The organism is Streptococcus halitosis (assembly GCF_003143695.2).
In the GTDB taxonomy this organism is placed as follows: domain Bacteria; phylum Bacillota; class Bacilli; order Lactobacillales; family Streptococcaceae; genus Streptococcus; species Streptococcus halitosis.
Map to the genome: position 1 here is coordinate 1,167,841 of NZ_QEMY02000001.1, position 23,890 is coordinate 1,191,730.

31 protein-coding genes are annotated in these 23,890 nt (G+C 38.7%); 4 read left to right on the top strand and 27 right to left on the bottom strand.

All coding sequences use genetic code 11. From position 1 onward, the window contains the following. Nucleotides 1-8: 8 nt before the first annotated feature. From DB729_RS05760 to DB729_RS05775, 4 genes are read right to left on the bottom strand one after another with little or no spacing between them, the layout of a single operon-like run. Nucleotides 9-563, bottom strand: coding sequence for a hypothetical protein (locus DB729_RS05760; RefSeq protein ID WP_109290013.1), 555 nt, complete (start codon nt 561-563; stop codon nt 9-11). Next, on the bottom strand, nt 550-1,062 hold the full coding sequence (locus tag DB729_RS05765; RefSeq protein WP_208288047.1) for a hypothetical protein: 513 nt from the start codon (nt 1,060-1,062) through the stop codon (nt 550-552). The genes DB729_RS05760 and DB729_RS05765 overlap by 14 nt, the downstream gene beginning before the upstream one ends. Nucleotides 1,063-1,080: 18 nt before the next feature. After that, on the bottom strand, nt 1,081-1,887 hold the full coding sequence (locus DB729_RS05770) for a CbrC family protein (RefSeq protein ID WP_109290011.1): 807 nt from the start codon (nt 1,885-1,887) through the stop codon (nt 1,081-1,083). Nucleotides 1,888-1,919: 32 nt separating this feature from the next. Then, nucleotides 1,920-2,426, bottom strand: a complete 507-nt coding sequence (locus DB729_RS05775; protein WP_109290010.1) for a YfbM family protein — start codon at nt 2,424-2,426, stop codon at nt 1,920-1,922. Nucleotides 2,427-2,545: 119 nt separating this feature from the next. Here DB729_RS05775 and DB729_RS05780 point away from each other — a divergent pair, with 119 nt between their 5' ends. Next, the gene (locus tag DB729_RS05780; RefSeq protein WP_109290009.1) at nt 2,546-3,565 is read left to right on the top strand and encodes a hypothetical protein; all 1,020 of its coding nucleotides are present in this window, start codon (nt 2,546-2,548) and stop codon (nt 3,563-3,565) included. 52 nt (nt 3,566-3,617) lie between these two features. Here DB729_RS05780 and DB729_RS05785 read toward each other — a convergent pair whose 3' ends face one another. From DB729_RS05785 to aac(6'), 12 genes are all read right to left on the bottom strand, one after another. After that, nucleotides 3,618-3,929: a hypothetical protein gene (locus DB729_RS05785; RefSeq protein ID WP_109290008.1), complete on the bottom strand. Its 312-nt coding sequence runs from the start codon at nt 3,927-3,929 to the stop codon at nt 3,618-3,620. A gap of 112 nt (nt 3,930-4,041) precedes the next feature. Then, nucleotides 4,042-4,923, bottom strand: coding sequence for a diacylglycerol/lipid kinase family protein (locus tag DB729_RS05790; RefSeq protein WP_033585212.1), 882 nt, complete (start codon nt 4,921-4,923; stop codon nt 4,042-4,044). A 45-nt stretch (nt 4,924-4,968) separates the two neighbouring features. Then, nucleotides 4,969-5,355, bottom strand: a complete 387-nt coding sequence (locus DB729_RS05795) for a hypothetical protein (RefSeq protein WP_033585209.1) — start codon at nt 5,353-5,355, stop codon at nt 4,969-4,971. A 262-nt stretch (nt 5,356-5,617) separates the two neighbouring features. Continuing rightward, complete coding sequence (locus tag DB729_RS05800; RefSeq protein ID WP_000781504.1) at nt 5,618-5,860, bottom strand: hypothetical protein; 243 nt, start codon at nt 5,858-5,860, stop codon at nt 5,618-5,620. A 118-nt stretch (nt 5,861-5,978) separates the two neighbouring features. Next, on the bottom strand, nt 5,979-6,533 hold the full coding sequence (locus tag DB729_RS05805) for a hypothetical protein (RefSeq protein WP_025169554.1): 555 nt from the start codon (nt 6,531-6,533) through the stop codon (nt 5,979-5,981). Nucleotides 6,534-7,136: 603 nt separating this feature from the next. Continuing rightward, complete coding sequence (locus DB729_RS05815) at nt 7,137-7,991, bottom strand: ADP-ribosylglycohydrolase family protein (protein WP_109290007.1); 855 nt, start codon at nt 7,989-7,991, stop codon at nt 7,137-7,139. A 40-nt stretch (nt 7,992-8,031) separates the two neighbouring features. Further along, nucleotides 8,032-8,649: an SAP domain-containing protein gene (locus DB729_RS05820; protein ID WP_109290006.1), complete on the bottom strand. Its 618-nt coding sequence runs from the start codon at nt 8,647-8,649 to the stop codon at nt 8,032-8,034. 103 nt (nt 8,650-8,752) lie between these two features. Beyond that, nucleotides 8,753-8,881 (bottom strand): ADP-ribosylglycohydrolase, encoded by a 129-nt coding sequence (locus DB729_RS05825; RefSeq protein ID WP_109290005.1) that lies wholly within the window; start codon nt 8,879-8,881, stop codon nt 8,753-8,755. 11 nt (nt 8,882-8,892) lie between these two features. Continuing rightward, nucleotides 8,893-9,699, bottom strand: coding sequence for an alpha/beta fold hydrolase (locus DB729_RS05830; protein WP_109290004.1), 807 nt, complete (start codon nt 9,697-9,699; stop codon nt 8,893-8,895). Nucleotides 9,700-9,853: 154 nt separating this feature from the next. Next, nucleotides 9,854-10,597, bottom strand: coding sequence for a CPBP family intramembrane glutamic endopeptidase (locus DB729_RS05835; RefSeq protein WP_109290003.1), 744 nt, complete (start codon nt 10,595-10,597; stop codon nt 9,854-9,856). Between the two features lie 178 nt (nt 10,598-10,775). Beyond that, nucleotides 10,776-11,384 (bottom strand): Type 1 glutamine amidotransferase-like domain-containing protein, encoded by a 609-nt coding sequence (locus DB729_RS05840; RefSeq protein ID WP_000662942.1) that lies wholly within the window; start codon nt 11,382-11,384, stop codon nt 10,776-10,778. Between the two features lie 57 nt (nt 11,385-11,441). Further along, nucleotides 11,442-11,870 (bottom strand): aminoglycoside 6'-N-acetyltransferase, encoded by a 429-nt coding sequence (gene aac(6'), locus DB729_RS05845; RefSeq protein WP_000348725.1) that lies wholly within the window; start codon nt 11,868-11,870, stop codon nt 11,442-11,444. A gap of 29 nt (nt 11,871-11,899) precedes the next feature. On the opposite strand from aac(6'), the gene DB729_RS05850 reads away from it, so the two are divergent. Further along, the gene (locus DB729_RS05850; RefSeq protein ID WP_125080839.1) at nt 11,900-12,136 is read left to right on the top strand and encodes a hypothetical protein; all 237 of its coding nucleotides are present in this window, start codon (nt 11,900-11,902) and stop codon (nt 12,134-12,136) included. Nucleotides 12,137-12,179: 43 nt separating this feature from the next. On the opposite strand, the gene rlmD is transcribed toward DB729_RS05850, so the two are convergent. The 10 genes from rlmD to DB729_RS05900 all read right to left on the bottom strand — a co-directional run bounded on the left by rlmD (nt 12,180) and on the right by DB729_RS05900 (nt 21,086). Then, nucleotides 12,180-13,538 (bottom strand): 23S rRNA (uracil(1939)-C(5))-methyltransferase RlmD, encoded by a 1,359-nt coding sequence (rlmD, locus tag DB729_RS05855; protein ID WP_109290002.1) that lies wholly within the window; start codon nt 13,536-13,538, stop codon nt 12,180-12,182. Nucleotides 13,539-13,612: 74 nt separating this feature from the next. Continuing rightward, nucleotides 13,613-14,587 (bottom strand): DUF1002 domain-containing protein, encoded by a 975-nt coding sequence (locus DB729_RS05860; protein WP_109290001.1) that lies wholly within the window; start codon nt 14,585-14,587, stop codon nt 13,613-13,615. Nucleotides 14,588-14,662: 75 nt separating this feature from the next. After that, nucleotides 14,663-15,277 carry a cell wall hydrolase Pmp23 gene (gene pmp23, locus DB729_RS05865; protein ID WP_033584216.1) on the bottom strand — a complete coding sequence of 205 codons (615 nt, stop codon included), beginning with the start codon at nt 15,275-15,277 and terminating at the stop codon, nt 14,663-14,665. Next, the gene (locus DB729_RS05870; RefSeq protein ID WP_033584214.1) at nt 15,277-16,251 is read right to left on the bottom strand and encodes a nucleoid-associated protein; all 975 of its coding nucleotides are present in this window, start codon (nt 16,249-16,251) and stop codon (nt 15,277-15,279) included. The genes pmp23 and DB729_RS05870 overlap by 1 nt, the downstream gene beginning before the upstream one ends. Before the next feature lie 7 nt (nt 16,252-16,258). Beyond that, nucleotides 16,259-17,515 (bottom strand): serine hydroxymethyltransferase, encoded by a 1,257-nt coding sequence (glyA, locus tag DB729_RS05875; RefSeq protein WP_000575498.1) that lies wholly within the window; start codon nt 17,513-17,515, stop codon nt 16,259-16,261. A gap of 49 nt (nt 17,516-17,564) precedes the next feature. Beyond that, nucleotides 17,565-17,996: a GNAT family N-acetyltransferase gene (locus DB729_RS05880; RefSeq protein ID WP_084873040.1), complete on the bottom strand. Its 432-nt coding sequence runs from the start codon at nt 17,994-17,996 to the stop codon at nt 17,565-17,567. Nucleotide 17,997: 1 nt separating this feature from the next. Then, complete coding sequence (locus DB729_RS05885; RefSeq protein WP_084873038.1) at nt 17,998-18,600, bottom strand: L-threonylcarbamoyladenylate synthase; 603 nt, start codon at nt 18,598-18,600, stop codon at nt 17,998-18,000. After that, nucleotides 18,584-19,420 carry a peptide chain release factor N(5)-glutamine methyltransferase gene (gene prmC, locus DB729_RS05890; protein WP_109289999.1) on the bottom strand — a complete coding sequence of 279 codons (837 nt, stop codon included), beginning with the start codon at nt 19,418-19,420 and terminating at the stop codon, nt 18,584-18,586. Before prmC ends, DB729_RS05885 begins: the two co-directional genes overlap by 17 nt. Continuing rightward, nucleotides 19,420-20,499, bottom strand: coding sequence for a peptide chain release factor 1 (gene prfA / locus DB729_RS05895; protein ID WP_001028815.1), 1,080 nt, complete (start codon nt 20,497-20,499; stop codon nt 19,420-19,422). The genes prmC and prfA overlap by 1 nt, the downstream gene beginning before the upstream one ends. Then, nucleotides 20,496-21,086: a thymidine kinase gene (locus DB729_RS05900; protein ID WP_109289998.1), complete on the bottom strand. Its 591-nt coding sequence runs from the start codon at nt 21,084-21,086 to the stop codon at nt 20,496-20,498. The genes prfA and DB729_RS05900 overlap by 4 nt, the downstream gene beginning before the upstream one ends. A 121-nt stretch (nt 21,087-21,207) precedes the next feature. On the opposite strand from DB729_RS05900, the gene DB729_RS05905 reads away from it, so the two are divergent. Both DB729_RS05905 and mnmE read left to right on the top strand, forming a co-directional pair. Continuing rightward, nucleotides 21,208-21,390, top strand: a complete 183-nt coding sequence (locus DB729_RS05905) for a 4-oxalocrotonate tautomerase (protein ID WP_001117401.1) — start codon at nt 21,208-21,210, stop codon at nt 21,388-21,390. A 137-nt stretch (nt 21,391-21,527) separates the two neighbouring features. Beyond that, complete coding sequence (mnmE, locus tag DB729_RS05910; protein ID WP_109289997.1) at nt 21,528-22,901, top strand: tRNA uridine-5-carboxymethylaminomethyl(34) synthesis GTPase MnmE; 1,374 nt, start codon at nt 21,528-21,530, stop codon at nt 22,899-22,901. A 46-nt stretch (nt 22,902-22,947) separates the two neighbouring features. Here mnmE and dapA read toward each other — a convergent pair whose 3' ends face one another. Further along, nucleotides 22,948-23,883 (bottom strand): 4-hydroxy-tetrahydrodipicolinate synthase, encoded by a 936-nt coding sequence (gene dapA / locus DB729_RS05915; RefSeq protein ID WP_000121604.1) that lies wholly within the window; start codon nt 23,881-23,883, stop codon nt 22,948-22,950. Nucleotides 23,884-23,890: the final 7 nt, after the last annotated feature.

A 23,890-nucleotide genomic window follows, 5' to 3' on the forward strand; every position in this document is an offset into this window, starting at 1 on the left:
TTCCTCTCTTAACACTCCTGGATTAATTGCTTTACTTCTATGTCTGAAAGTTGTCCATCCATGTAGAGTTTCCTAAGTAAATCTTTATCTACGGTAATTTCATAATAGTCAGTCACAAACTCATGAAATCTCTCAAAGCTATCAAAAAGGTAAGAGAGCAACCATTCTCCGCCATCCTGATCTTGGTAAGTCTGTTGATGCGCGTGATCGTCATACCAGATAAAGAAGGTTGTTTCATCCTTTTGGTCTTTTGAATAAAGTGAGAGATACTTTTCATCCAGACCTTTATAAAATCCGTCTATGATGTCTTGATTCCACTCATCCGCAGCAAATTGACTCAAACTGCTTTCATGATCAAAGCCCTTTATAAGGATCATTTTATCAGTAAAGATCACATCTAGAGAATCACCAGAACCGTTGTCGATAAGGTAACGGATTCCGTAGCTTTCCTCAGTCTTAACGATCAATCGAAGCCAGGTCTTATTTGGATCTGTTCGATACTCTTCAATGACAAGCAAGGCATCTAAGCGCGTCTTTATCTTGTCCCAATCAATCTTTCTCATCTCTAAAAACCTCCATCTTATTCTTCGATTTATCAAGATCACAAGCTCTGTAACGAGCTGTTAGATAGCCTGAAAAGCTAATCTGAGGGATATTCCACTCATTAGGCAAATAAATCGAACAATCTACCTGGTCACCTAGAGGGGAACTTGCTGAGAAGACGTATCTTCCCAAATCCTCATTATTAGGATTTCTTTCAACTTGACCCAATCTGCTAGTATTGAACCAGTCTTTAAACAGTAACCAGATTTGCTCGGCATCTTCGTTTAATAGGGAGACTTTCAAGTTGTAGCTGATTCCGACTCTACATCTTTTTTTGAATCCTGACTCATCAGCCTTACAAACTTTTATCGATCCCTTATCATACTGCCAGTTATCACTATCTAATAGGGGAAATTGAACAGATAGATTGTCTTTAAATCCCTGCATAGTATCAAATAAATCTTTGGAGGCAGCTTCGAATAATTCTAGTTCTTCCATAGTCTTCTCTTTAATTTTCATAGCTAATCACATTTCGATTTAATCTGCATCAACCCAGATCTGGTATTTTTGACAATGTAGACATCTAAACAAATAACCACAGATAGGCCCGTCTTTGACCAAGTAGTCTTCTACCTCTTGATATTCTTCACACGCTTCATAGTCTGCCAAGACTTGCTCAGCGATTCCCAAATCTTTCAATTCTCGAGTTCCAACTGTACCCAAGTAAGCACAGTAATCTTGGCAACAAGAAAGCCAATATTCTCCCTGCCAACTAGAGTATCCTGGGGTCTGACAAAAAAGTAGCTGATTCTTTTCTGGATCCAATTCACCCTGCCACTCGGCATCTTGGATAAATTCCGCATCGAATTTTTTGGCTGCTTGACCGTTTGCAATGCAAGTTGGGCAGAGATGTTCTATCTCTTCAATACTATAGGGTCTAAGAGCATAATAAACATTGCTTTCTTTCCCACAAGATGGACAAACCTTGGCTTCTCCTTCAACAAATGAACCTGTAGCTAAAGGGTCTGGATGATAGATAAAATGTGGCAAAGACTGCAATAGCTTCTGTCTTTGCTTCTTCTCTTCTTTTCTTAAAGGACGAGGAAGAGCAAAACGATCGCCATGACTCTGACTCATTTCTTGTAAACGGCTCAGTTTCTTTATCTGTTTTCGATCAGGTTTGTCTAAGATTTCGGTAAATAAGCTATAGGCACTGGTGTAGAGACCCAATTGTTCATAGAGGTCAACTAAGACTTTCTTCGCCTCTAAATCCTCAGACTTAGCTAATTCATCAGCATGGTATTCCCTTGTCCGGGTGATATATTCTTGTAAATATGGATTCATCTGGCCACCTTCCTAATGGATGACATAAAACCTTAACAAATAGTCACTAAGACATTCCCCTTATGGTTTAAGATTTCCTTGTAAAAGTCTTTCATTTTGACAAAGCAGGTTAAAATATCATCCTTGATTTCTTCCTCTTCCTCAAGATAATCCCAAATATCAGGATACAAGTCAGCTTTCTTGCATGCTTCCATACTAAAGTCTGCCAAGGCTCTGTCCATGTCAAAATTTTCTAAAGCTTCTACGATCTCAGCTATCTTGTTTTTTTCAGTATAGGCCATATATTCAGATACATCCTCTAGAGGAGTCACTCCTAAAACCGCTTCTCTCAAGGGATTGTCATCCAAAAATTCTGAACTACTAAATCCTGTCATGACAAAGAGAAGAGCATCCCACATTTTGTCAATATCTAGTAAGATATCATGACTATCAGCGGAATCCTCTGCAAAATCTAACAGGTCATCTTCTTGATTGGAAAGACCTTTTATTTGTTCTAATTCATTGTCTGATAAATATTGATAATTGGCAATCATTCCCATGATTTTACTCCTTTGAATCAGTTAGTATTATACGGATCTTTCTAGCTCTATTTCCCTAGAAAATGCTATAATGGAGCTAAGAAATTGTTTTATTGAATGTTAAATAGGGGGAAATAGTAATGTTCACTACTGTTGTTTTGATTTTTTATGCTCTTTTCTTTCTATCCTTATCCTTTACTATCTATCTCTATATCAGACTTCTAGTTGCGGTTAAAAAAGGCAAAGACATTCCCAAATGGATTTATAAACTTGGGCATGCAATTCAAGGAAGAATTCACGTTGACTATGAAGAAATCACTGATGCTAATGCCCTTAAAGAGATTCATTGGTTCTTGCTGATCTATTTAATCGTAAATCTACTCGTATTGGCTGGTTTCTACTATCATGGTAATAGCTTTCCTCAAGCCATTTATGAATGTTTGAAAAAACAATTCTTCATTGTGCTTGTTAGTATGGTTTTAAAAAGTATCGGCAAATTGGTTGTACTAGCTCTAAGAAAAAACACTCATAACAGTCATGCCTATGCATCAACCAATGCTTTTATTGGGACAGTTTTTTTAACAAGCTATGTGTTTATGTTCTGCATCATGATGAGTGGTCTTCCAGCTCAACCAGTTCCAGTAACCATTCAAGATACCACTGTCATCATCGGGGAGACCAAAGCTTCCGAACTTTTGGACCAAGGCTTTATCTTTGGAGATAAAGGCGCAGAGATCTCCATCACCAATCCTAAAAACGACCACTTCTACTATGGTCAACTTCTCGAAGTCAAGCGGGATAATCAGTCCTTTGGTTTTATGAGCCTCACTCCCACAGGTAAAGATACTGATCAGATCAAAAACTGCGTCATCACCTATTACAGAACACCTAAGGATAGCAAGCAACTAGATAAAATTTCCATCAATCATGTCAAGCTAGCCAATCTCAAGCTTCAAGATTTTCAAACACGAAAATTAATCGATATCTTTGAAGTCAATCCTGCTGATTACAATGTCGCTGAGACGGACTCAAACTACATCCTAACCATTCAAACGGCAGATTACGACCTCTGGAAAAGATACAGGATTGAAGCCAAGTTCAATTCAGATGGTTCCATAGATCGTTATGGTGTTAGAGCTCAACACAGTATGTGGGAATAAGATAGTATCATTTCAATACGAGCAAGTATAAGATTAAGTAAATGATTAAAAACTACTTAATCTTATGCTTGTTCATTTTTTCTTGGAAAATACCTGTCAGAATTTGGCGCAATTCTTCTCTTTCCTTCTCAGGAATCTCACCACTTCTCTTGGCAACTGCGTAGAGCTCTGGATGTTCGATAGAAATACGCTTTATTGTCCGAGTTGTTGCGTGTTTTCGCACGAAAAAGGGAATGCGTTTGATCCATTCCTGAGGTACTAGGGCAAGGATTTTCGCAGCGGTTTCCTTATCGCTAATCTCAGATGTTGTCAATCCTTGCTTAATCATCTCTTGTTCTTTCTCAGTAAAATCTTTTAATTCCATATATCTACTCCTTATCTTCAACAACTTGTTTTTGTATGAGAGCTATTCTAACTATTCATGAAAATGGTTTATCTAGATACTCACGTGTATGTTTCCCTCTGTTAAAAAATTCTTATTCTTTCGGTTGAGAATATACTTCGATATGCTGACCTAGTACCTTGATTTCTACAGGTAGATTATCGGATTTGTCACCATCAACATCCGTTTCCAATTCACTATCTGAAGAGAGTTTTATATGTCGAGCTTTCAGATACTCGATATTGTCATTTACGACAACATCCCCTTTTAATAAATCAGGGATAACTGACAATTTAGTAAGAATTGACGCATCTTTTAGAATCAAAATATTAGCATAACCATCCTTGTCTTCATCAAAGATTTTTTTGTCAGCGAAATAATTTGTGAGGAGAACTAAAACATGACTGGCTGGGCCGATGTAATTACCATTATCAGTCTCAACTTTAATGTTAAATGCTTGATCTGTAACCACAGACTTCATGGTATTAATCGCATAGGCGAGCATACCAAACTTTGTTTTATCTTCTATTCCAACGTTGTGGATAGCTTCTGGCAAAGAGCCAATACTAAAGATATAACCAAAATAATTTCCATTTGATTTTCCAATATCAATCTTGTTTGTAGAACTGAAATCAAGCTCGTCAATAGCACTATCAATATCCTGAGAGATTTCTAATAGTTTCGTAATGAGATTTCCAGTTCCTCCTGGGATAATCGCCAGTTTAGGAATATAGTCTTTTTCAGCGATACCAGAAATTACTTCATTGACAGTCCCATCTCCACCAAAAACAAGAACAGCATCATAATGCTCTCGAGCAGCTTCTTCAGCAAAGTTTGTTGCGTCTTGCGCTTTTTCGGTAATTTTAGTTTCCACGTGCTCAAAATAATCTTTGGCTTTATTCTCCAGTTTGGCCTTATAATCCAGAGCTTTTTCACCTCCAGATGTTGGATTAATAATCACCATAATTTTATTCATTTATTGTTCTCCTGTCATTAGATTTTCTTACTTTAACTAACCATCTCAAGTTTGGTCCATATAAATTTTGATCGCTTGGTATTCCTGCTCTTTAGCATAGGCAAACACCTCTGAAGCTCTAATGTAATCAAAGATATTTTCCTCTAAATCTTCATCCCAGATCGATTCATGAAATATTTCATTCTCTTGACATGCTTCATAGAAAATATCGAGGTGAACCTGATAAAACTCTTCATCTTCATTTGAGGCTTGTCTTACTAAGGATAGTTGAAACATTGGCTTATCAGATATAGCTGTAAATGTCCCCGTTTCAAATAAAATCATCTCATCCTCAATGGGCTCACGACACAAGTCTTCAAAGATTGCTACCATTTCCTCTAAGGGCATCTTATCGGTGATTCTTTCTCTTAAAAATTCAAGTGATTGCTTCATATTTTTTCTCTTTCTAGATGGTTTTCGTTCTTAGAATAATCCTATTAAAAAATTGAATCCCTACACCTTTTATTATACTACATAAACAGAAAAAAGACCTAACCAACGGGCCCTTACCTTTATCTCAGTCTAGATCTTTTTGATAATCGGAAAAACCTCTGTAAGGACGTCTATCCCAAAATTAATTCCCTGTACTTGGTAGTGATAGATTGGGTCTAAGCAAAGTTTAAAACTCACAGATACAACTTTCATCTCACATTCTTTAGAAATTCTCACGATTAACTTCTTCAAAATAGTCATCCAGATGATGGTAGATTTGCATATCTTCTTCTGAACCATCTTTCAAAACTGCAAATACCTTCACTTTATCATCATTGACAAATACGAAATTATGTTCACCAAAATAAGCCTGATAACCCTTGTCAACTAAGGTCCAAAGTTCATCTTTTGTTAAACCAAAAATATCTTTTTTTACAAGATAGGTTTTCCCGATTTCCATTTTCATGATAGATATTTCTCCTTAAGAAGCTAGATAGTGCTAGATGTTTTCTCTTTACTGCTCAATCCGTCTACTAAAGCAGTAGCATACACTCACAAAGAACTTTGGTTGACTATTGAATATCTTACATCGCTTCTTTCACATATCCTTCGACATCTTCAATCTCTACAAACAACGGGTCTAAGTGACATAGGAAGTGCCAATCTTCGGTGTCGCGTTTTCTGTAGACAATCGCTTCACCGTCTTCACTTCCGAAAAAGCTTCTGTCGACTTCGTACCCTTTGCTTTCTAAGAAAGCTTTTGCCTTGCGGAAGTTTGCTTCTCTGACTTCGACGTAAGCTTTCACTTCATCGTTGTTAACGACATACGCGTCTACTTTTGTAGCTCCTTCGATCACTTTATCGTTTTTAAAGGATAGATTCGAAACCTCTTTCCAAATAATGTCCACATTTTCCTCAGAATTAAACGAAAACCTAGATAAAGGGACAATATTCCCGTTAAAGACAATCTCCATATAATCCGGTAGATTTTTTGAATTAAAATATTCCACTTCAAAACCATCTTCGTTTTCTAATGTATACCCAGGGATTCGAGTTACAAATTCCCGTCCTTCTTCTAAAGTCTCAAATAAGACTAAATCCTTTGAATAATTGTTTTGGTACAATTCTAATAGATACATCATTAATCCTTCCAATATTTGGATAGATGATAGTTTTTTAGCAAACTAATATATTTAACACGTGAGGATAGAGGTTCAAGCATTCTTTTTTACTAAATAGGATTGATTGCTAAAAATTTCACCGGCTTACCTCCTCTTATCTCATCCTCAATTATAACACGTTTCCACTCACATATCAGATATTTATTATTGGACCAAATAACCTTTTGAAATAGAAAACAAGCTCACCAATTCATCAAGTCTATATTTTTTATGAGATTCTTCTTGATGTTAGATAAAGGGCTTCGACTTACAAATCTATGGTATTTGATTCTGCTAACTTGTATAGCAGTAATAACATGCATTTTACTAATGAATAAACAAAAATCTGAGTAAATAGCTGAATAAAGCAAAATGGATTAATTACACCATTAATTTAAAAGAAAAAAGTGACGAGTTTATTTGTTATCTCGTCGCTTTGCTGTTTTTCAGTGGTCAAGCTCATGACTTGGTTAAGTTTGTTTCTGCCTTTTCTTCTCAAAAGGTGATAACTCTTTACCCTAGTATTTGCTCAACTTCCTTAATCTTATTTTTCAGAGTTTAATACTGACTAATTAGTATCCGTTATGATATCGAAACTTCTTTCTCCCATCGTCTGAGCACATCTTTTAAAGGCTCATCTAGATAGGTATAGGCTTTGTCTTTAATCCAATCAGGTATACCATAAGCAGCTTCTGCAATACTTCCTGTGATGGCAGCAAGAGTATCGCTATCCCCACCAATAGAGATAGCATTTCTGATAGCGTCCTCAAAGTCTGTACTTTCAAGAAAGGCAATGATAGCTTGAGGTACCGTATTCTGGCAAGTTTCATTGAAACGATAAGTAGGACGAATTTCATCTAGTGTTTGTGAAAGATTATATCCATACTCTTGTTCTATATGCTCCTTGATAAGTCTCTTACACTCTGTAGGATTATCGTTGATCGGTTTTCCATAGTCACCACTGTAACCTCCGAAGTAATAACGACACATAAATATAGTATCAGACGTCGCCATAGCTCCTTTGACACCCTCTGGATGGTTATGAGTCACCTCTGCAGAAAGTCGTGCAACTGCTCTTCTGGACGGCCAGACTCCCGTTCGTGCACAGAAACTACAATCCATGGTCCAGGCACATGGAGAAACACGCATTGCTGAGCCATTTCCAAAGCTATTATAAGGTTCTCGATCGTCGCCATCAACCCAATTCCCAAATCTTGCACCGTAACCTGCATCGGGATACATCCTACCATATTTTTTCATGGCGTCAATAAAGTCATCCTTCTGACCGCCATTCATAATAGCTTCTGCAACAGCACAGGTCATAACCGTATCATCAGTGAAAAAACAATTCTCACGAAATAATGGAAAGTCTTTCGTTTTAATATTGTCCCATTCGTAAACTGAACCCACAATGTCTCCAACAATTGCTCCTAGCATGGTATTCCTCCTTACAAACTATTGGTTGAGACTGACATTTCTACTTTTCATACTCGTCTATTCTATCAGCATATTCAGTCAAAAGTTTTTTTGAATAAACTTTTTCTTTCTTTGAGTCTCGAACTTCTTTCCAAAGAATAGAAGCTACTTTTAGTTTATTCGAGTAGTTACCACTATTTTCGTCTGCACAGAAATCCTTTAAAAACTGATTCCATTGACAAACCGAATGATCATACTTAGCATAATCTGAATTTCCATAATAAACTTTTAGCATATCTTGGATTGTAAAACTCAAATCATTTTCTCTTTTTACTTTTCTCCAAGCTGTAGCCATATCAGCAGTAAATTTAAAGGGCGAAACATCTGTTAAAGTTGAGAAATATTCTCTAAAGTATGCATTAAAGGAGAATCCACATTCAAGTAAGGGAGTATTTAAGGTAAGGACTTCGACTCGTTTCTTATTCCTTTTTATTGATGATTTTTTAATCAAATTACCCTTAAAGTACTGCTCAATAATATCATTCAGTTCTTGTTTTGTACCTCTATATTCAAGCCCTAATGACTTGCATATCTGTGAAAGTTCATCCCGATACCAATAGTATTTATTAAATTCATCAAAGGATGTGATTTTATCAAACTCAGGTCTGCTTTCTATCAATATAACACTCCTTAAAGTCAGTTTAGGTTTTCATCTCAAAATAATGGAGTTTTAGTTTCTTTATTTTGAGGATTAACTACGTTTCACTAACAAACTCACACACTCAGCGGTTCGGACTTACCGTATCATCTGTAAAAAAGCAGTCTTCCCGAAATAAATGAAAATCCTTCGTTTTGATATTGTTCCATTCGTAAACTGAACCTACAATATCTCCAATAATTGCTCCTAGCATGGTATTCCTCCTTATGGCATATCAGATTCGTTACACATTTCTAATGAGTCACTCTTTAAAAATGGCACCACCAAATCAATCCACTCATAAGGCAGGTAAGCTGATAAATAGCCGTGGTTATAGCCCTTTGCTTCATACAAAATTGTATTTGAATGTAGTTGATGAAATAATTTCGCTGATTCTTTCACACAGTTCAATTCTTTTTCACAATAAATATACAGAACCTGAGCCTTGCTAGCAGAAATCATATCTTTCAGCTTGTAACATCCCATATAGTTTTTGTAAATGGTCACCAATGTTTTGACAGGGGTCCTTGGCAAATCCTCCAAATAATAAGCTTTTATTTCCTCTGGATAAGCCAGTTTAGGATAGAGTTTGTTCATCATGCTTAACTGAAGTTTGCAAGAGATTTTATTGAACATCAGTTTACCAAATATAGACACTAGAAAGATGCTGATTTTAGCTAACCTTGGTTGAGGAATACAGAGGCTTCCATCTATGATGGCCTTCTCAGCAATTTCACTGTCTAAAGACAAAAGCTCCATGGCAATTTGACCACCAAGTGAAACACCACCGATTGCAAACAATTTCCCACCACAGTTTGCTTTGATATAGTCTAGAATCTCCAAAGCAGAATCTTCAGTAGAAACATAATCAAGTTGATATTCCTCGCCGTGGCCATTCAAAGTGGGTAGAATAATACGGTATTCTTCTGACAAGATTCGTGCTTGACGAAGATAATTCCACCAAGAACTTCCACCACCATGTATCAGTAAAATAGGAGGCAAATTCTTATCACCAAATTCATGGAATTTCATGTTTAAACTCCTTACTGTAGGACTTTTACTAGCTACACCCTTATTTAATCAGCTCGTACAAGCAGTGATGTCTCATCAAATAGAACAGTCTCTAACATTGATTATCTAGAATGACCACACGTTACTTTCAATAATGGATATCCTGATCTAAATTTTAAAATGTTGTTTCCTTACTAATTCTATTACTCGCCAATATAGTATAAATCAAATAACCAATAAAAATGATAATAAAAATAAGATTAATTTTTAACACAAAATAGAGATTTAACAAATTTGCGAATGCATGAAATAATACACAGTATCCCACAGATTTCGTTTGACGGTAAAGAAGCCCTAAAACAAAACTTAAAAATAATGTATATATAAAAAATAAAATAAAAGGAAATCCTTGATGACTTTCTCCAACCATAAACCATAAAGGCAGATGCCATATTCCCCAAATTGATCCTACAATCAAATTAGATTGCCAATAAGTATATTTTTTATCAAGTAATGGTTGTAATATTCCTCTCCATCCTAATTCTTCATGTCCACCACCCAAAAAAATTAGTTGTATAAAGAATAATGGCATCAGATAAATTGATACTCCGTTTAATTCTAAGGAAGATACAGAAAATAGTATCAAAATTGCTAACATATGATAAATGAAATAAATACTACTATTTTCTATCTTATTAAATAAAAAATGTTTAAATTTTATATTATTACTTTTTAAATAAAAGCCACTTGCAATAGCTGGTCCAAGTGCACCAACTATATGTAATATTCTTCCTATAAATGTCTCTAATCCCAAAATATAAGATTGCGTAAATATGGCAAGAAGCCCCCAAGCTATATAAGTAATTCCAAATGTACAATAAAGATAATTTTTTAAATTCCTTTTATCAATTTCTGTCATTTTTTTCTTCCTAATCTTGATTATTTTATGAATGATATTTTTACTGCTTATTAGTTGCTATCGATTATAACTACCTATATTCTATCATAAAAACACAAAAAAGCCTTACAATCAAGGCTTTTCACTATTCATTTCGTCAATACTTTAGTTTCGTAGATTCAGATTCGCATGATTAAAACTAGTCAATTTTCTCAATAATGTTTCCAAGTCTATCCAATACAAGACAGGAATGATCATTTAGTGGAATTATGGGAACACTGACGAGTTCTTCTGCTCTATCCTTATTAGCTTTATCATTCCAGGAATCATAATGGACACTAATTAAAAACTGACTAAAGAGTCCTAATCCATTTTTTATCTTTATCTGATGATCTGAATTATCATTAGGTGAGACATAGACTTTTTCTCCTAATAATAGGGCTCCTGCAGAAAAACCTATAACTTTTGCCCCTTTATTAAGCATATGATCGATATAATTTTTGAACTCCTGATTGACATAAGTAGCTATATATTTTTCCGTATTTCCTCCACCAATGATGATTAGATCAGCATCTAAATAGCTATCAAAATCAATCTGCTCAGTGTCCAAAAGTAAGTAATCAGTGTTTAGATTAGGAAATTGACTTTGGAAAACTTCCGTGTACTTTTTCATATAGGGTTGCCAATTATCTCGAAAAACTGTAAAAATAACAATTCTTTCAATCTTGCTTGATAATACAATTTTATCAACAATGCTATATTTCGTTATTGGGGGATTCCCACCCATCAAAAAAATTTGTTCTTTCAAGTTAACACACTTTCTAAAGAGACATAAAATTTAAACAAGTTTATTCACGTTTCTAAATTATAATTTCTTCTTAAAGTGAATAATTCTATTTGCCTCCTGAAATCCAATATTGAGATGAAATCTTATAGAATCCGTATTCGTTAAAGTACAGTCACTTGCAAATTCCTTACATCCTTTATTTTTCGCCCATTCCTCACATTTTGTACAGAGATTTTTAGCAATATTCTTTAAACGATATTCCTCGTCGACAATAATCCCTTCTAAGAATCCAACAGGACTATATTTACAACCTTCAACATAATCAAATCTGAGTGAACATAGTGCTAGACCTACAATTGTATCACCTTCAACTTCAGTAAAGATTGCAGTATTTTTGCCATTCGTATATTTTTTTACTTCATCAAAAGCTTCTTTATCGGTCAATTGGGGCCATAATTGTTTTATTAGTTTAGCCGTTTTTATAGAATCTTTTGTTATTCCATCCATATTGATGTTCCTCCGAAAATTACAAGCAAATGTTTCGAATCATGCTGTTACTTTGTTACTCATTGATTGATACCAATACCATCCCCTTCTACTTTTCGACTGTCTCAGCTCGGAAGAGCAGAGCCATGCACTCAGCGGTTCGGACTTACCGTATCATTTCGTCGGTTTCCCTCCTCATTCTACGAGTCCTATCCCATGGGCGGAGCATCTACTCCTACTTCGCTGATGCTTCAGCTCGTACAAGCAGTGATACCGCCTCAACATGATGCGTTTGTGGGACTCAAAAGGTTTGGGTGAACCTTTTGAGAATTAACTGCGTTTCACTAACAAGCTCACACACTCAACATGATGCGTCTGCGGAAATAGATCCACCGGCTGGACTTTCTTCAATTCATAACCCAATTCTTGGTAGAGTTTGATATCACGCACCATGGTTGCGACATTACAAGAGATATAAGCAATACGGTCTACTCCTGTTTGAGCGCTTGCTTTGATAAAGCTCTCAGTCAATCCCTTACGTGGAGGATCAACCAAGATAACGGTTGGTTGGATACCTTCCTTGAGCCAATTCTTCATAGCATTTTCAGCAGTATCACAGACATAGTGGGCATTTGTGATATTATTTAATGTAGCATTCTTCTGGCTATTCTCCACTGCTTCTGGAATCACTTCAACACCGTAGACTTCTTTGACATGCTTCGCAACGGACAATCCAATCGTTCCAATCCCTGAGTAGGCATCGATCACCACATCATCTACTTTTAATCCTGCAAAATCAATAGCTGTCTGATAAAGCTTCTCTGCCATTTCAGTATTGACCTGGTAAAAGGCTGGGCCAGCGATTTGGAAGTCATTTCCCAACATCTGGTCCGTAATATAGTCTTGACCATAAAGAGTCTTCCACTTCTTGCCAAAAATCGCATTGGTGCTCTGATCGTTGATATTTTGCATGACAGACACAATCTCTGGAAACTGCTTGATGAGTTGTTCAATCAACTGCTCTACTCGAAAAACTTTCGGACGAGTTGTTACTAAAATGACCATGATTTGTCCTGAATAGTGACCACGACGCACCACAAGATTTCGAATCAAGCCAGACTGTTCCTTTTCGTCATAAGGTTTTAAATCAAAACGACGAAGCAAATCGCGTAGAACTACTACGACTTGGTCAATAACAGGATCCTGGATAAAGAAATCTTCAAGAGGCATGAGGTCATGCGAATTTTTACGGAAAAATCCAGTTTCCAAGATACCATTCACTCGACGAACGGGCACCTGTGCCTTATTTCGATACTTGACAGGATTCTCCATACCAAGTGTTTCAGCAACCTCTACATCTGTAATACCAGCAATCTTGTAGAGACTGTCTTTGACTTGCTTGGTTTTAAACTTGAGCTGCTCTGGATAAGCAAGATGCCCCAAATCAGCGATACCTGAGCGTAGATAAGCTAGGTCAAGGTCTTGGTTACGATGTGGAGAGTAAGTAAGGTATTCTTCAACTTTTCCATAGCCGATCTTTTTATTGACTTTAAGGACTCGCATGAGGATTTTCTCAGTTGGTAGAGCATTTTCTACAAAGAAAACCAAACCATCTACCTTAGCAACCCCTGCACCTTCATGGGTCAAATCGACAATTTCAACTTCTACAATATCATTTTTCTTTAACATATTTTTCACTTTCTATCGGCCGACAAAAAAAGACGGCAACATTTCTGTTACCATCTATTATATCATGAAATGACCTAAGCACCAAAACTCTTAAAGAAGTTGACAATGGCTTGCCAAAGGGAGCTAAAGAAGTTGCCCCCGTCTTCTAGCGCTTTATTGGCATCAAAGTTGAGGTTGATATTTTTAAAGCTATCTCCAGCTTGAGAGACAATACTTTCCTTGAGGTCATTTAGGGTTTTAGTGAAATCAGCATTGTTCAAAATGTCACTCTTTGAGAGATTAAGTGCAAAATTGATGATGATATTGACCTGGTTTCCTGTTATAACCTGATCCAGTTTGTAGTTTTTTAGTGTGTCTTCAACGATTTTGCGGACATCTTCTTCTGTTAGATTGCCTTTGGCTTCTTTTGCCTTTGCGATTCCTGCCTTGATATCTGCCAAAGCGACATTGAGTTTATTGGCATCGTAGCCTGATTTGTCCTTGTTTTCAGCATTGATATCTGATAAGGCTTTTAGCTCCTCTTGAGCCAAGTCTTTATTGGCTTGCGGTACTTTGGCACCGTTGGCCTCTAACGAGTAGTAAATACCTGCTAGGGCGCTCTCTCCTGTAACTGGAATGGGTGCTGCAACTGTGATTTTTGCATGCTCCACTCCCAGCGTCACTGCTGCGTTACGGTACATATCTTGCGTCACCTTGGTGATATTTTCAGGCGTTTCAATCTTGACCTCTAGAGGCGACTTATCACCTAGCTTTTGAATCTTGGCTGATGAATAGAGCTGTAGACTAGCATCATTAGCCACATTCATAATTTTCGAATAGATATCAGGTGTCATAGTTTTGATATCTTTGGTGTCTTTTGATGCGTCATAGCCAAGTTTGCTAAGAGTTTGATTTTTCTGGTCTTCAGATAGAGAAGAACCTAGAACATATTCAGGTTGTACATAGGTTTCATCGATTACTTTTTGAACATCGGTTGCTGCGTGGACGCTCGTCATAGCTGTTGCGGCCCACAATACTACAGCACTTATTAGAAAGAATTTCTTTCTCATGGGATATTCCCTCCTTTACCTTTCTAGATTAATAAAACAATCTTAAAGAAAACTTATAGTGAAAAAACACCTGGTCTAACCAGATGTCGAAAAGAAAGTGAAACATTTTATGATATAAAGGTTCAGTTGTACCTGTCTAGAATAGTAATAGTTTCCACCATTTACATAGAGTTCAGCTCCGTGAAAGATAGAAATAGGGTGAATATAACTATAGGTCTTTCCAGTGGTATTGCCAAGGATTGGGGCAACAGTCTCACGGGAATAACGCTTGGCCAGCGCTAGTGTATTTTTCTTGCCATTCTGAGCGATAAAGTCTATATAGGCAGGTCCAAAATTATAGGCTTGAACGGCAGTCCAGATATCTACCCCCTTGCTCTGAGCCAGATAGAGGTTATCTGTTAGAGTTTGAATCCCTTGACGAATACTGGAGGCATTGTCATTGATGGTGTTGGTTGAGCCACTTGCAGACTCACTAGACTGCATGACATCCCCTTCTTTTCCTTTTGTTTCGGTATAAATCATGGCAAGCACCAACTCTTCATTGGCTGGAGTATCTTTTTCACTCAAGATTTCTCGAACCATGGGTTGGTAGGTCATGACTTGTTTAACATCCTGATGGATATGATAAGCTTTATATCCTGCGAAAAGGAAGACTGCTAGCACAAGCACTCTTCTTATAAATTTAAACATTATTTACTTTGAATATCCTCGATATTTTTGATTAAGATAGAGTAGGTTCCATTGTCATTTTGGATAAACTCGACCGATTCTGCGTCTTGATAGACGTTATTGGGAACGATGAGCTCGATTCCATTTGACAAGGAAAGCTTTTGGTTTTCAAATTTCTTGAGCTGACGACTGGCATCAATTTCATCGAACTGGACTGGTTCTGGTACGGCTTCCTTTACTTGGTCGATAAAGCTCAAACGAGCTGTCAGATTGTTGTCAAAAAGGTCATTAGCCAATTTCTCAGGAGACAACTCATTGTTTTCTTCAAGATTGTTGAAAATCGCTGATTTGACCTTGGATTGAAATTGAAAATCATCTGTGTTAAAAGATTCAGCAATTCTCTGGGCCGTTTTTTCCAGTTCCTTGATGGATTTTTTTGGCGAAATCTTAGGAGCAACAGCTAAGAGATTATCTGAAAAATAGTTCAAAAAAGTCCCATTGTACTTGATGCGTTTTTCGATGAGATGGTACTTGCGACTTTGAAGATTGACCACCAAGGCCTCATCAGCCCCCGTTCCAAATCCAGGAAGGTTATTCTGAGTTAGCTTGATTGGGTTATCAACTTCTCCACCAAGGTGAGTCAAGGTCTCACGTAGAGCAATTCGCAAGAAAGCAAAATGTTCAACGCCTTCTTTAGAAAACTGAACAAAAACCAAGTCATTGGTCTTGAGATTTTCAGAAATACTAAACTCCTTTTTCCAGAGATTAGCCAGTGTTACTGATGTCTCCAACAAATCGTCTGTGATGTGATTGAAGAAGGGATTTTCTTCTTCGAAAATCCCAGTCTTAGCTTCATCTGAATACACACGTTCGATTTTTTTGCGCAGGTATTCTTCGATTTTTGGAGTGATATTGAGAAACTTATCCGCTAAGAACAACTCAGTATCGTCTGGGCTGAACTGATGGATAATAGCTTTCTTAATATAAATGTCCATAAAAGTTTTAGTCCTCGTATAGTGGGAAGGCATCTGTCAACGCTTTGACTTCACTTCTCACTTCTTCTAAGACAGCTTCATTTTCTGCATTCTTAAGGGTTTTAATGATGAGCTCAGCCACTTTACGGCTTTCTTCCTCACCAAATCCACGTGCAGTGATGGCTGCAGATCCGATACGAATCCCACTTGTCTTGAATGGTGACAAGGTTTCGTATGGGATTGAGTTTTTATTTAGGGTAATATTAACTTCATCCAGCAAGTTTTGAGCAACTTTTCCGTTTTCTACAACCTTAGTCACATCCACTAGGAAGAGGTGATTTTCAGTACCACCAGAAATGATACGGAAATCAGGGTCTTGCAAGAAGACTTCAACCATAGCCTTGCTGTTTTTGATGACATTAGCAGCATATTCCTTGAAGGCTGGATCCAAAACTTCTTTGAAGGAAACCGCCTTAGCCGCCACAACATGCTCCAAAGGACCACCTTGAATACCAGGGAAAATAGCTGAGTTGATTTTCTTAGCTAGATCCTCATCATTTGTCAAGATCAAGCCACCACGAGGTCCACGAAGAGTTTTGTGGGTCGTTGTTGTCGTGATATGAGCGTATGGCACTGGACTTGGGTGAAGACCAGCTGCAACCAAACCAGCGATATGGGCCATATCTACCATAAGCTTAGCCCCAACAGCATCCGCGATTTCACGGAATTTTGAGAAGTCGATAATTTGAGAATAGGCTGAAGCACCTGCTACAATTAATTTTGGTTTTACTTCTTGAGCTTGTTTCAAGATAGCATCAAAGTCCAAGAGTTCCGTTTCAGGATCCACACTATATGACACAAAGTTGTATGTTTGACCTGAGAAACTGACAGGAGCTCCGTGAGTCAAGTGCCCACCCGCTGCCAAATCCATCCCCATAACGGTATCACCTGGCTCAATCAAGGCCATGTAAGCCGCACAGTTGGCTTGGCTTCCTGAGTGAGGTTGAACATTGGCGAATTTAGCACCGAAAATTTCTTTTGCACGTTCAATAGCTAGAGTTTCTACCACGTCTACTACATCAGTTCCACCATAATAACGGCGTCCTGGGTAACCCTCGGCATATTTGTTTGTCAAGATAGACCCTTGAGCTGCCATAACAGCCTTGGAAACCACGTTTTCCGAAGCAATCAACTCGATGTTGTTTTGTTGGCGTTCTTCTTCTTTGGCAATAGCATTCCAGAGATCAGCATCGTATGCTTTAAAATCATCTTTGTCAAAAATCATAGGTCTTCTCCTTTATAGTGTGACAGGTCCTTTAGTGTAAGAAAATAAACTAAAAGATGCGAATAAACCGTTTCTGCACTTTATCACAAGTATAACCAACTTTTTCATAAAATGCATGAGCTCCCAGACGATGATCGGCAGAGTTTAAGCGGATAAACTCATATCCACGTCTTTTTGCTTCTTCCTCCAACCCTTGTAATAAGCTTTTACCAATACCTTGCCCTTGTGCTTGAGGCGAAACCGCTAAGCCTAAGATATTAAATCCTGCTTTGGAATAGAGGGATTCATAGACCTCAGCGTGGATATAACCAAGTAAGGCATGACTGGCTACATCCTCATAACCAAGTAGGAAATGATGGGAATCCTGAGATAATTTAGTTAGTTGACTAGCTGTATCCTCTGGACTAAAAGAATAACCCAAAGCCTCTTGGTTGATCTCACATATAGCATTCACATCTGTTTCTTGCAAATCTCTTAGCATCTCATTCCTCCTCAAAAGAAATCTCTGGCAACCGAGCAAGAATATCTTCTCGCTTAATCGCCCCCTGGCGTAAGATTTTCACCTTGTCTCCAGACAAATCCAAAATAGTCGAATCCTGTCCAGTTAGAAAAGCGTCGTCCTCCAGACCCAGAACCTCTTGATCAAAATCCTCTAGAATTTGAGCAAAGGTCACTCCACTCGCCTGACCCGAGATATTGGCAGACGGCCCAATCAAGGGTCCTGTCTCTCGAATCAAATCAAGTGTAATGGGGTGACTCGGCATCCGAAATCCCACCGTTGCAAGACCAGAGTTGACCCAATAGGGAACTCGGTCATTGGCTTCGAGGATAATGGTCAAGGGACCTGGTAAAAAGGTCTCTACAAGTTTTTCTAGATAAGTTGGCTGATTCTTTGAAAAGTGTAAGATGTCCTCTAGAGAAGCGACATTAAGATTGAGTGCCTTATCTCTGGGACGACGTTTGAGTTGGTAAACATGGTCGACAGCTTTTTCGTCTAAGGCCTTAGCAAAGAGACCATAAACTGTCTCGGTAGGTAAAACGACTGCCCCGCCCTTTTCCAACTCTTGTCTAATTCTGTCCATCATCAACTACAACCATCCTATCTTGACCAAATTGGTCCTTGAGTGTTCGTACTCGTTTTTCAGGAAGATGTTTCCTAAAAAGCGCAGGAACACTTTGACCTTGCTTGTATCCAATTTCAAGGTAAATCTTACCACCATCTGTGAAATAGTCTTTTGCATCTTCCGCAATTCTACGATAAATAGCTAGGCCATCCTCATCTGCAAAGAGAGCTAGATGAGGCTCCGAATGTAAAACATTCAAACCAACCTCTGACTCATCTTCACGAGAGATATAGGGTGGATTGGATACAATTATATCATATTTTTCAGAAATTTCTGCAAAACAATCAGATTTTTTAAAAAATATATTAAGATTTTGATTTCTAGCATTCTCTGATGCAAGCTCTAAGGCATCTTGGGAAATATCTGCTGCTGTCACTGACCAATCTGGTCTGTTTTTTGCTAATCCAAGAGCTATGGCGCCACTACCTGTTCCGATATCAAGAACTGAAAGGTTCGTCTCAAGATTTTCGGCTAGGATGAGTTCCACCAACTCTTCTGTTTCTGGACGAGGAATCAAAACCCGCTCATCTACTTTTAACTGCATTCCAAAAAAATCTGCGTGACCAATGATGTACTGTGCCGGTTTGTGAGCCACTAACTGCTGGTAAATTTCTTCTACAAATTGTTTTTCTTCCTCTGTTACCTCTTGTTGAAGAGCAAAGACAAAGTCCGTAAAAGAGAGATTTTTTAAGCTACGATAGACAAAAGAGAGGCTTTCTGCTTCCTCTCCTTGTCTTATCAACTCTTCTTCAAAATCTGAAAATAATTGAGCTAATTTCATTATTTGTTTAATTCTTCTAATTTTTGTGTTTGGTCATAAAGAACCAAAGCATCCACAACTTCATCCAATTTACCGGATAAAATCGTATCTAGTTTTTGGAGGGTCAAGCCAATACGGTGGTCTGTGACACGGTTTTGTGGGAAATTGTAAGTACGGATACGTTCTGAACGGTCACCAGTACCAATAGTAGACTTACGCTCAGCGTCTTGTTCATCCTGGGCAATTTGTGCAAAGTGGTCAGCAACACGCGCACGGATGATTTTCATGGCCTTCTCACGGTTTTTCTGCTGGGTACGTTCTTCCTGCATCTCAACCTTGATATTGGTTGGCAAGTGAACGATACGAACAGCAGTCGCAACCTTGTTGACGTTCTGTCCACCAGCACCTGATGCGTGGTAGATGTCAACACGAAGGTCTTTTGGATCAATATCGTATTCTACTTCTTCCACTTCAGGCATGACAAGGACTGTCGCAGTTGATGTATGGACACGGCCTTGGCTTTCTGTCACAGGGACACGTTGCACACGGTGGGCACCTGATTCGTACTTAAGTTTAGAATATACAGATTGACCTGAAACCATGGCAACCACTTCTTTGAAACCACCGACACCGTTCATAGAAGCTTCCATGACTTCAAAGCGCCAGCCTTGGGCTTCAGCATACTTTTGGTACATGGTTAGCAAATCTCCAGCGAAAAGCGCCGCTTCGTCACCACCCGCTGCTCCCCGAATTTCAAGGATGATGTTCTTATCATCGTTTGGATCCTTTGGAAGGAGCAAGATTTTGAGTTTTTCTTCGTATTCTTCTTTTTCAGCCTTGGCATCTTTGAGTTCTTGCTTGGCCATTTCCTCCAAGTCCGCATCTCCACCTGATTCCTTAATCATCTCTTCAGCGTCGACGATGTTTTGAAGGACTTGTTTGTACTCACGGTAGGCTGTTACCGTATCTCGAGTTGAAGCCTCTTCTTTTGAAAGCTCCATGAAACGCTTGGTGTCCGAAACGACATCAGGGTCACTGAGCAATTCTCCTAATTCTTCATAACGGTCCTCTACAGCTTGTAGTTGATCATAGATGTTCATTTTTCTTTATTCTCCTTATTGATTTCAGGGGCAAAATAATGTTTACGGCAGACTGAGATATAGGTTTCATTGCCACCAATTTGAATTTGTTCGCCATCATAAATGGGCAGTCCATCGTGCGTACGCAACACCATAGTCGCCTTTTTCTTACAGTACTGACAGATGGTCTTGATTTCTTCAATCTTGTCTGCTAAGAGCAAGAGGTATTTTGAACCTTCGAACAAGTCATTGCGAAAGTCATTCTTCAAACCAAAAGCCATGACAGGTATGTCTAGCTCATCAACAACACGAGCTAGGTCATAAACATGGTGACGCTTGAGAAACTGAGCCTCATCGACTAGCACACAGTATGGTTTCTCAGGTAAGTCTCGGATATAACCAAAGATATCCGTCGTTTCCTCAATCGCAATGGCTGGGCGTTTCATACCGATTCGACTCGACACATAGCCAACACCGTCACGCGTATCCAGAGCCGAAGTCATAATCACAACTCCCTTTCCTTGCTCCTCGTAGTTATAGGCCACCTTGAGAATCTCAATCGTCTTACCAGAGTTCATGGTCCCATAACGATAATACAACTGTGCCATGCTTCTAATTCACGTCCATTCTAAATTTTTGCTACATTCTAGTATATCATAATTTTCTGAAGCTTTAAACGGCAAAATGTGGTAAAATAGAAGAAATCAAAAACTACTGGAGGAAGCTATTATGCCATTTGTACGCATCGATTTATTTGAAGGACGCACGCTCGAGCAAAAGAAAGCTCTGGCTAAGGAAGTAACGGAAGCTGTTGTTCGTAATACTGGAGCCCCTCAATCAGCCGTTCATGTCATCATCAACGACATGCCAGAAGGAACTTACTTCCCACAAGGGGAAATGCGCACCAAATAAACTAGCTTAAGCAGAATTGCTTAGGCTTTTTCAATCTCCAAGTAGCATCCATTGAAGAAATAGTCTAATTTTGTTACAATTTGAAAAGAGACTTGGAAATATTTCCAAGAAAAGAGCTATTAATTAAAGGAAACATTATGATTACACGTGAATTTGATACCATCGCTGCGATTTCTACTCCACTAGGTGAAGGAGCCATTGGTATTGTCCGCCTGAGCGGAACAGATAGTTTTGCCATTGCACAAAAAATCTTTAAAGGTAAAGACTTGAGTCAGGTTGCTAGCCACACTCTCAACTACGGTCATATCGTTGACCCTCAAACTGGTAAGGTCATGGACGAGGTTATGGTTGGGGCTATGAAGTCTCCCAAAACCTTCACTCGTGAGGATATTATCGAGATTAACACCCACGGTGGGATTGCAGTAACCAATGAAATTCTTCAGCTAGCTATACGTGAAGGAGCTCGGTTGGCGGAACCTGGTGAATTTACCAAGCGCGCCTTTCTAAACGGTCGTGTGGACTTGACACAGGCTGAGGCGGTGATGGACATCATCCGTGCCAAGACTGACAAGGCCATGAACATTGCAGTCAAACAATTGGACGGTTCTCTTTCTGACCTCATTAATAATACTCGCCAAGAAATCCTCAATACACTTGCCCAAGTTGAGGTCAATATCGACTATCCTGAGTATGACGATGTTGAGGAAGCTACTACTGCTGTTGTCCGCGAGAAGACTATGGAGTTTGAGCAATTGCTAATTAATCTCCTTAGAACAGCTCGTCGCGGTAAGATCCTTCGTGAGGGAATTTCAACTGCCATTATCGGCCGTCCCAACGTTGGAAAATCCAGCCTCCTCAATAACCTCCTTCGTGAAGATAAGGCCATCGTAACAGACATCGCTGGTACGACACGCGATGTCATCGAAGAATACGTCAACATTAACGGGGTTCCTCTCAAATTGATTGATACAGCTGGTATCCGGGATACAGATGATATCGTGGAACAAATCGGTGTCGAACGTTCTAGAAAAGCCCTCAAGGAAGCTGACTTGGTACTACTAGTACTAAATGCCAGTGAACCACTGACCGCCCAAGATCGCCAACTCTTAGAAATCAGCCAAGATACCAACCGCATTATTCTTCTTAATAAAACTGATCTTCCTGAAGCGATTGAAACTTCGGAACTCCCTGAAGATGTCATCCGCATTTCTATTCTTAAAAACCAAAATATCGATAAGATTGAAGAGAGAATCAACAACCGCTTCTTTGAAAATGCTGGTTTGGTCGAGCAAGATGCCACTTACTTGTCAAACGCCCGTCACATTTCCTTGATTGAAAAGGCCGTTGAAAGCCTACAAGCAGTTAATGAAGGACTGGAACTGGGGATGCCAGTTGATTTGCTTCAAGTTGACTTGACTCGTACTTGGGAAATTCTCGGAGAAATCACTGGGGATGCCGCACCTGATGAACTCATCACCCAACTCTTTAGCCAGTTCTGTTTAGGAAAATAAGAAAAATCCATGATAGTTCATTCGGTCATGGATTTTATTGTCTTTATTAGTAATCTGGTCTAAGGACACCTGTTACGGTTGCCTTAGTCGCTTCGTAGTCGCCATCTACGACAACTTTGATAATGCGTTTAGCATCTTCTTCTGGTGCTGGAACTAGAGGTAATCGAGTTGGTCCAGCTTCAAATCCCATATAGTTCAAAACAGCCTTAACCGGAGCAGGACTTGGATAAGAGAAGAGGGCATTGACCTTAGGAATAAATTTACGTTGAATAGCTGCTGCTTTTTTCATATCACTCTCCGCAATGGCAGTCAACATCTCGTGCATTTCATCTCCATTTGTATGAGAGGCAACAGAAATAACCCCATCTGCACCAAGGTTCATAGCATGGAAAGCATCTCCATCCTCACCAGTATAGACCAAGAACTCTTCTGGTTTGTGCTCAATCAAGTAAGCCATATTGGCCAAGCTGGTACATTCTTTAACACCGATAATATTTGGATGATCAGCCAAACGAAGCATGGTTTCTGGAGTTAATTCAACAACTACACGCCCTGGAATGTTATAGATGATAATAGGCAAGTCAGAAGCATCTGCAATAGCCTTAAAGTGCTGATACATTCCTTCTTGTGAAGGTTTGTTGTAGTATGGTACGATAGCAAGTCCAGCAGCGAAGCCACCAAAGTCTGCGACTTCTTTGACAAACTCGATCGAGTCACGTGTATCATTGGTACCTACACCCGCAATCAAAGGAACGCGTCCATTGACAATCTTTTGTACAGCTGCAAAGAGTTCCAACTCTTCATCGTGAGTCAAGGTTGGACTCTCAGCAGTCGTCCCAGCTAGAAGAATTCCATCTGTATGATGGGCCAATAAATGCTCAATCAAGGCTGGAATGGCATCAAAGTTGATGGAACCATCCTCGTGGAAAGGGGTAATAAAGGCTGTAATGATTTTACACTCTTTTAAATCTTGATAAGACATGAGAATA

Bases quoted from the DNA above. Each gene is read 5' to 3' on its own strand.
- prmC (WP_109289999.1), bottom strand. From the start codon at position 19,420: ATGAAATTAGCTCAATTATTTTCAGATTTTGAAGAAGAGTTGATAAGA.
- DB729_RS05765 (WP_208288047.1), bottom strand. From the start codon at position 1,062: ATGAAAATTAAAGAGAAGACTATGGAAGAACTAGAATTATTCGAAGCT.
- DB729_RS05905 (WP_001117401.1), top strand. From the start codon at position 21,208: ATGCCATTTGTACGCATCGATTTATTTGAAGGACGCACGCTCGAGCAA.
- DB729_RS05790 (WP_033585212.1), bottom strand. From the start codon at position 4,923: ATGAATAAAATTATGGTGATTATTAATCCAACATCTGGAGGTGAAAAA.
- DB729_RS05825 (WP_109290005.1), bottom strand. From the start codon at position 8,881: ATGCTAGGAGCAATTATTGGAGATATTGTAGGTTCAGTTTACGAATGG.
- pmp23 (WP_033584216.1), bottom strand. From the start codon at position 15,277: ATGTTTAAATTTATAAGAAGAGTGCTTGTGCTAGCAGTCTTCCTTTTC.
- DB729_RS05760 (WP_109290013.1), bottom strand. From the start codon at position 563: ATGAGAAAGATTGATTGGGACAAGATAAAGACGCGCTTAGATGCCTTG.
- rlmD (WP_109290002.1), bottom strand. From the start codon at position 13,538: ATGTTAAAGAAAAATGATATTGTAGAAGTTGAAATTGTCGATTTGACC.
- DB729_RS05800 (WP_000781504.1), bottom strand. From the start codon at position 5,860: ATGAAAATGGAAATCGGGAAAACCTATCTTGTAAAAAAAGATATTTTT.
- DB729_RS05815 (WP_109290007.1), bottom strand. From the start codon at position 7,991: ATGCTAGGAGCAATTGTTGGAGACATTGTGGGTTCAGTTTACGAATGG.
- mnmE (WP_109289997.1), top strand. From the start codon at position 21,528: ATGATTACACGTGAATTTGATACCATCGCTGCGATTTCTACTCCACTA.
- DB729_RS05775 (WP_109290010.1), bottom strand. From the start codon at position 2,426: ATGGGAATGATTGCCAATTATCAATATTTATCAGACAATGAATTAGAA.
- DB729_RS05830 (WP_109290004.1), bottom strand. From the start codon at position 9,699: ATGAAATTCCATGAATTTGGTGATAAGAATTTGCCTCCTATTTTACTG.
- DB729_RS05850 (WP_125080839.1), top strand. From the start codon at position 11,900: ATGTTTCGAATCATGCTGTTACTTTGTTACTCATTGATTGATACCAAT.
- DB729_RS05870 (WP_033584214.1), bottom strand. From the start codon at position 16,251: ATGGACATTTATATTAAGAAAGCTATTATCCATCAGTTCAGCCCAGAC.
- dapA (WP_000121604.1), bottom strand. From the start codon at position 23,883: ATGTCTTATCAAGATTTAAAAGAGTGTAAAATCATTACAGCCTTTATT.
- prfA (WP_001028815.1), bottom strand. From the start codon at position 20,499: ATGAACATCTATGATCAACTACAAGCTGTAGAGGACCGTTATGAAGAA.
- DB729_RS05885 (WP_084873038.1), bottom strand. From the start codon at position 18,600: ATGATGGACAGAATTAGACAAGAGTTGGAAAAGGGCGGGGCAGTCGTT.
- DB729_RS05795 (WP_033585209.1), bottom strand. From the start codon at position 5,355: ATGAAGCAATCACTTGAATTTTTAAGAGAAAGAATCACCGATAAGATG.
- DB729_RS05835 (WP_109290003.1), bottom strand. From the start codon at position 10,597: ATGACAGAAATTGATAAAAGGAATTTAAAAAATTATCTTTATTGTACA.
- DB729_RS05780 (WP_109290009.1), top strand. From the start codon at position 2,546: ATGTTCACTACTGTTGTTTTGATTTTTTATGCTCTTTTCTTTCTATCC.
- DB729_RS05805 (WP_025169554.1), bottom strand. From the start codon at position 6,533: ATGTATCTATTAGAATTGTACCAAAACAATTATTCAAAGGATTTAGTC.
- DB729_RS05900 (WP_109289998.1), bottom strand. From the start codon at position 21,086: ATGGCACAGTTGTATTATCGTTATGGGACCATGAACTCTGGTAAGACG.
- DB729_RS05785 (WP_109290008.1), bottom strand. From the start codon at position 3,929: ATGGAATTAAAAGATTTTACTGAGAAAGAACAAGAGATGATTAAGCAA.
- DB729_RS05880 (WP_084873040.1), bottom strand. From the start codon at position 17,996: ATGCTAAGAGATTTGCAAGAAACAGATGTGAATGCTATATGTGAGATC.
- DB729_RS05770 (WP_109290011.1), bottom strand. From the start codon at position 1,887: ATGAATCCATATTTACAAGAATATATCACCCGGACAAGGGAATACCAT.
- glyA (WP_000575498.1), bottom strand. From the start codon at position 17,515: ATGATTTTTGACAAAGATGATTTTAAAGCATACGATGCTGATCTCTGG.
- DB729_RS05860 (WP_109290001.1), bottom strand. From the start codon at position 14,587: ATGAGAAAGAAATTCTTTCTAATAAGTGCTGTAGTATTGTGGGCCGCA.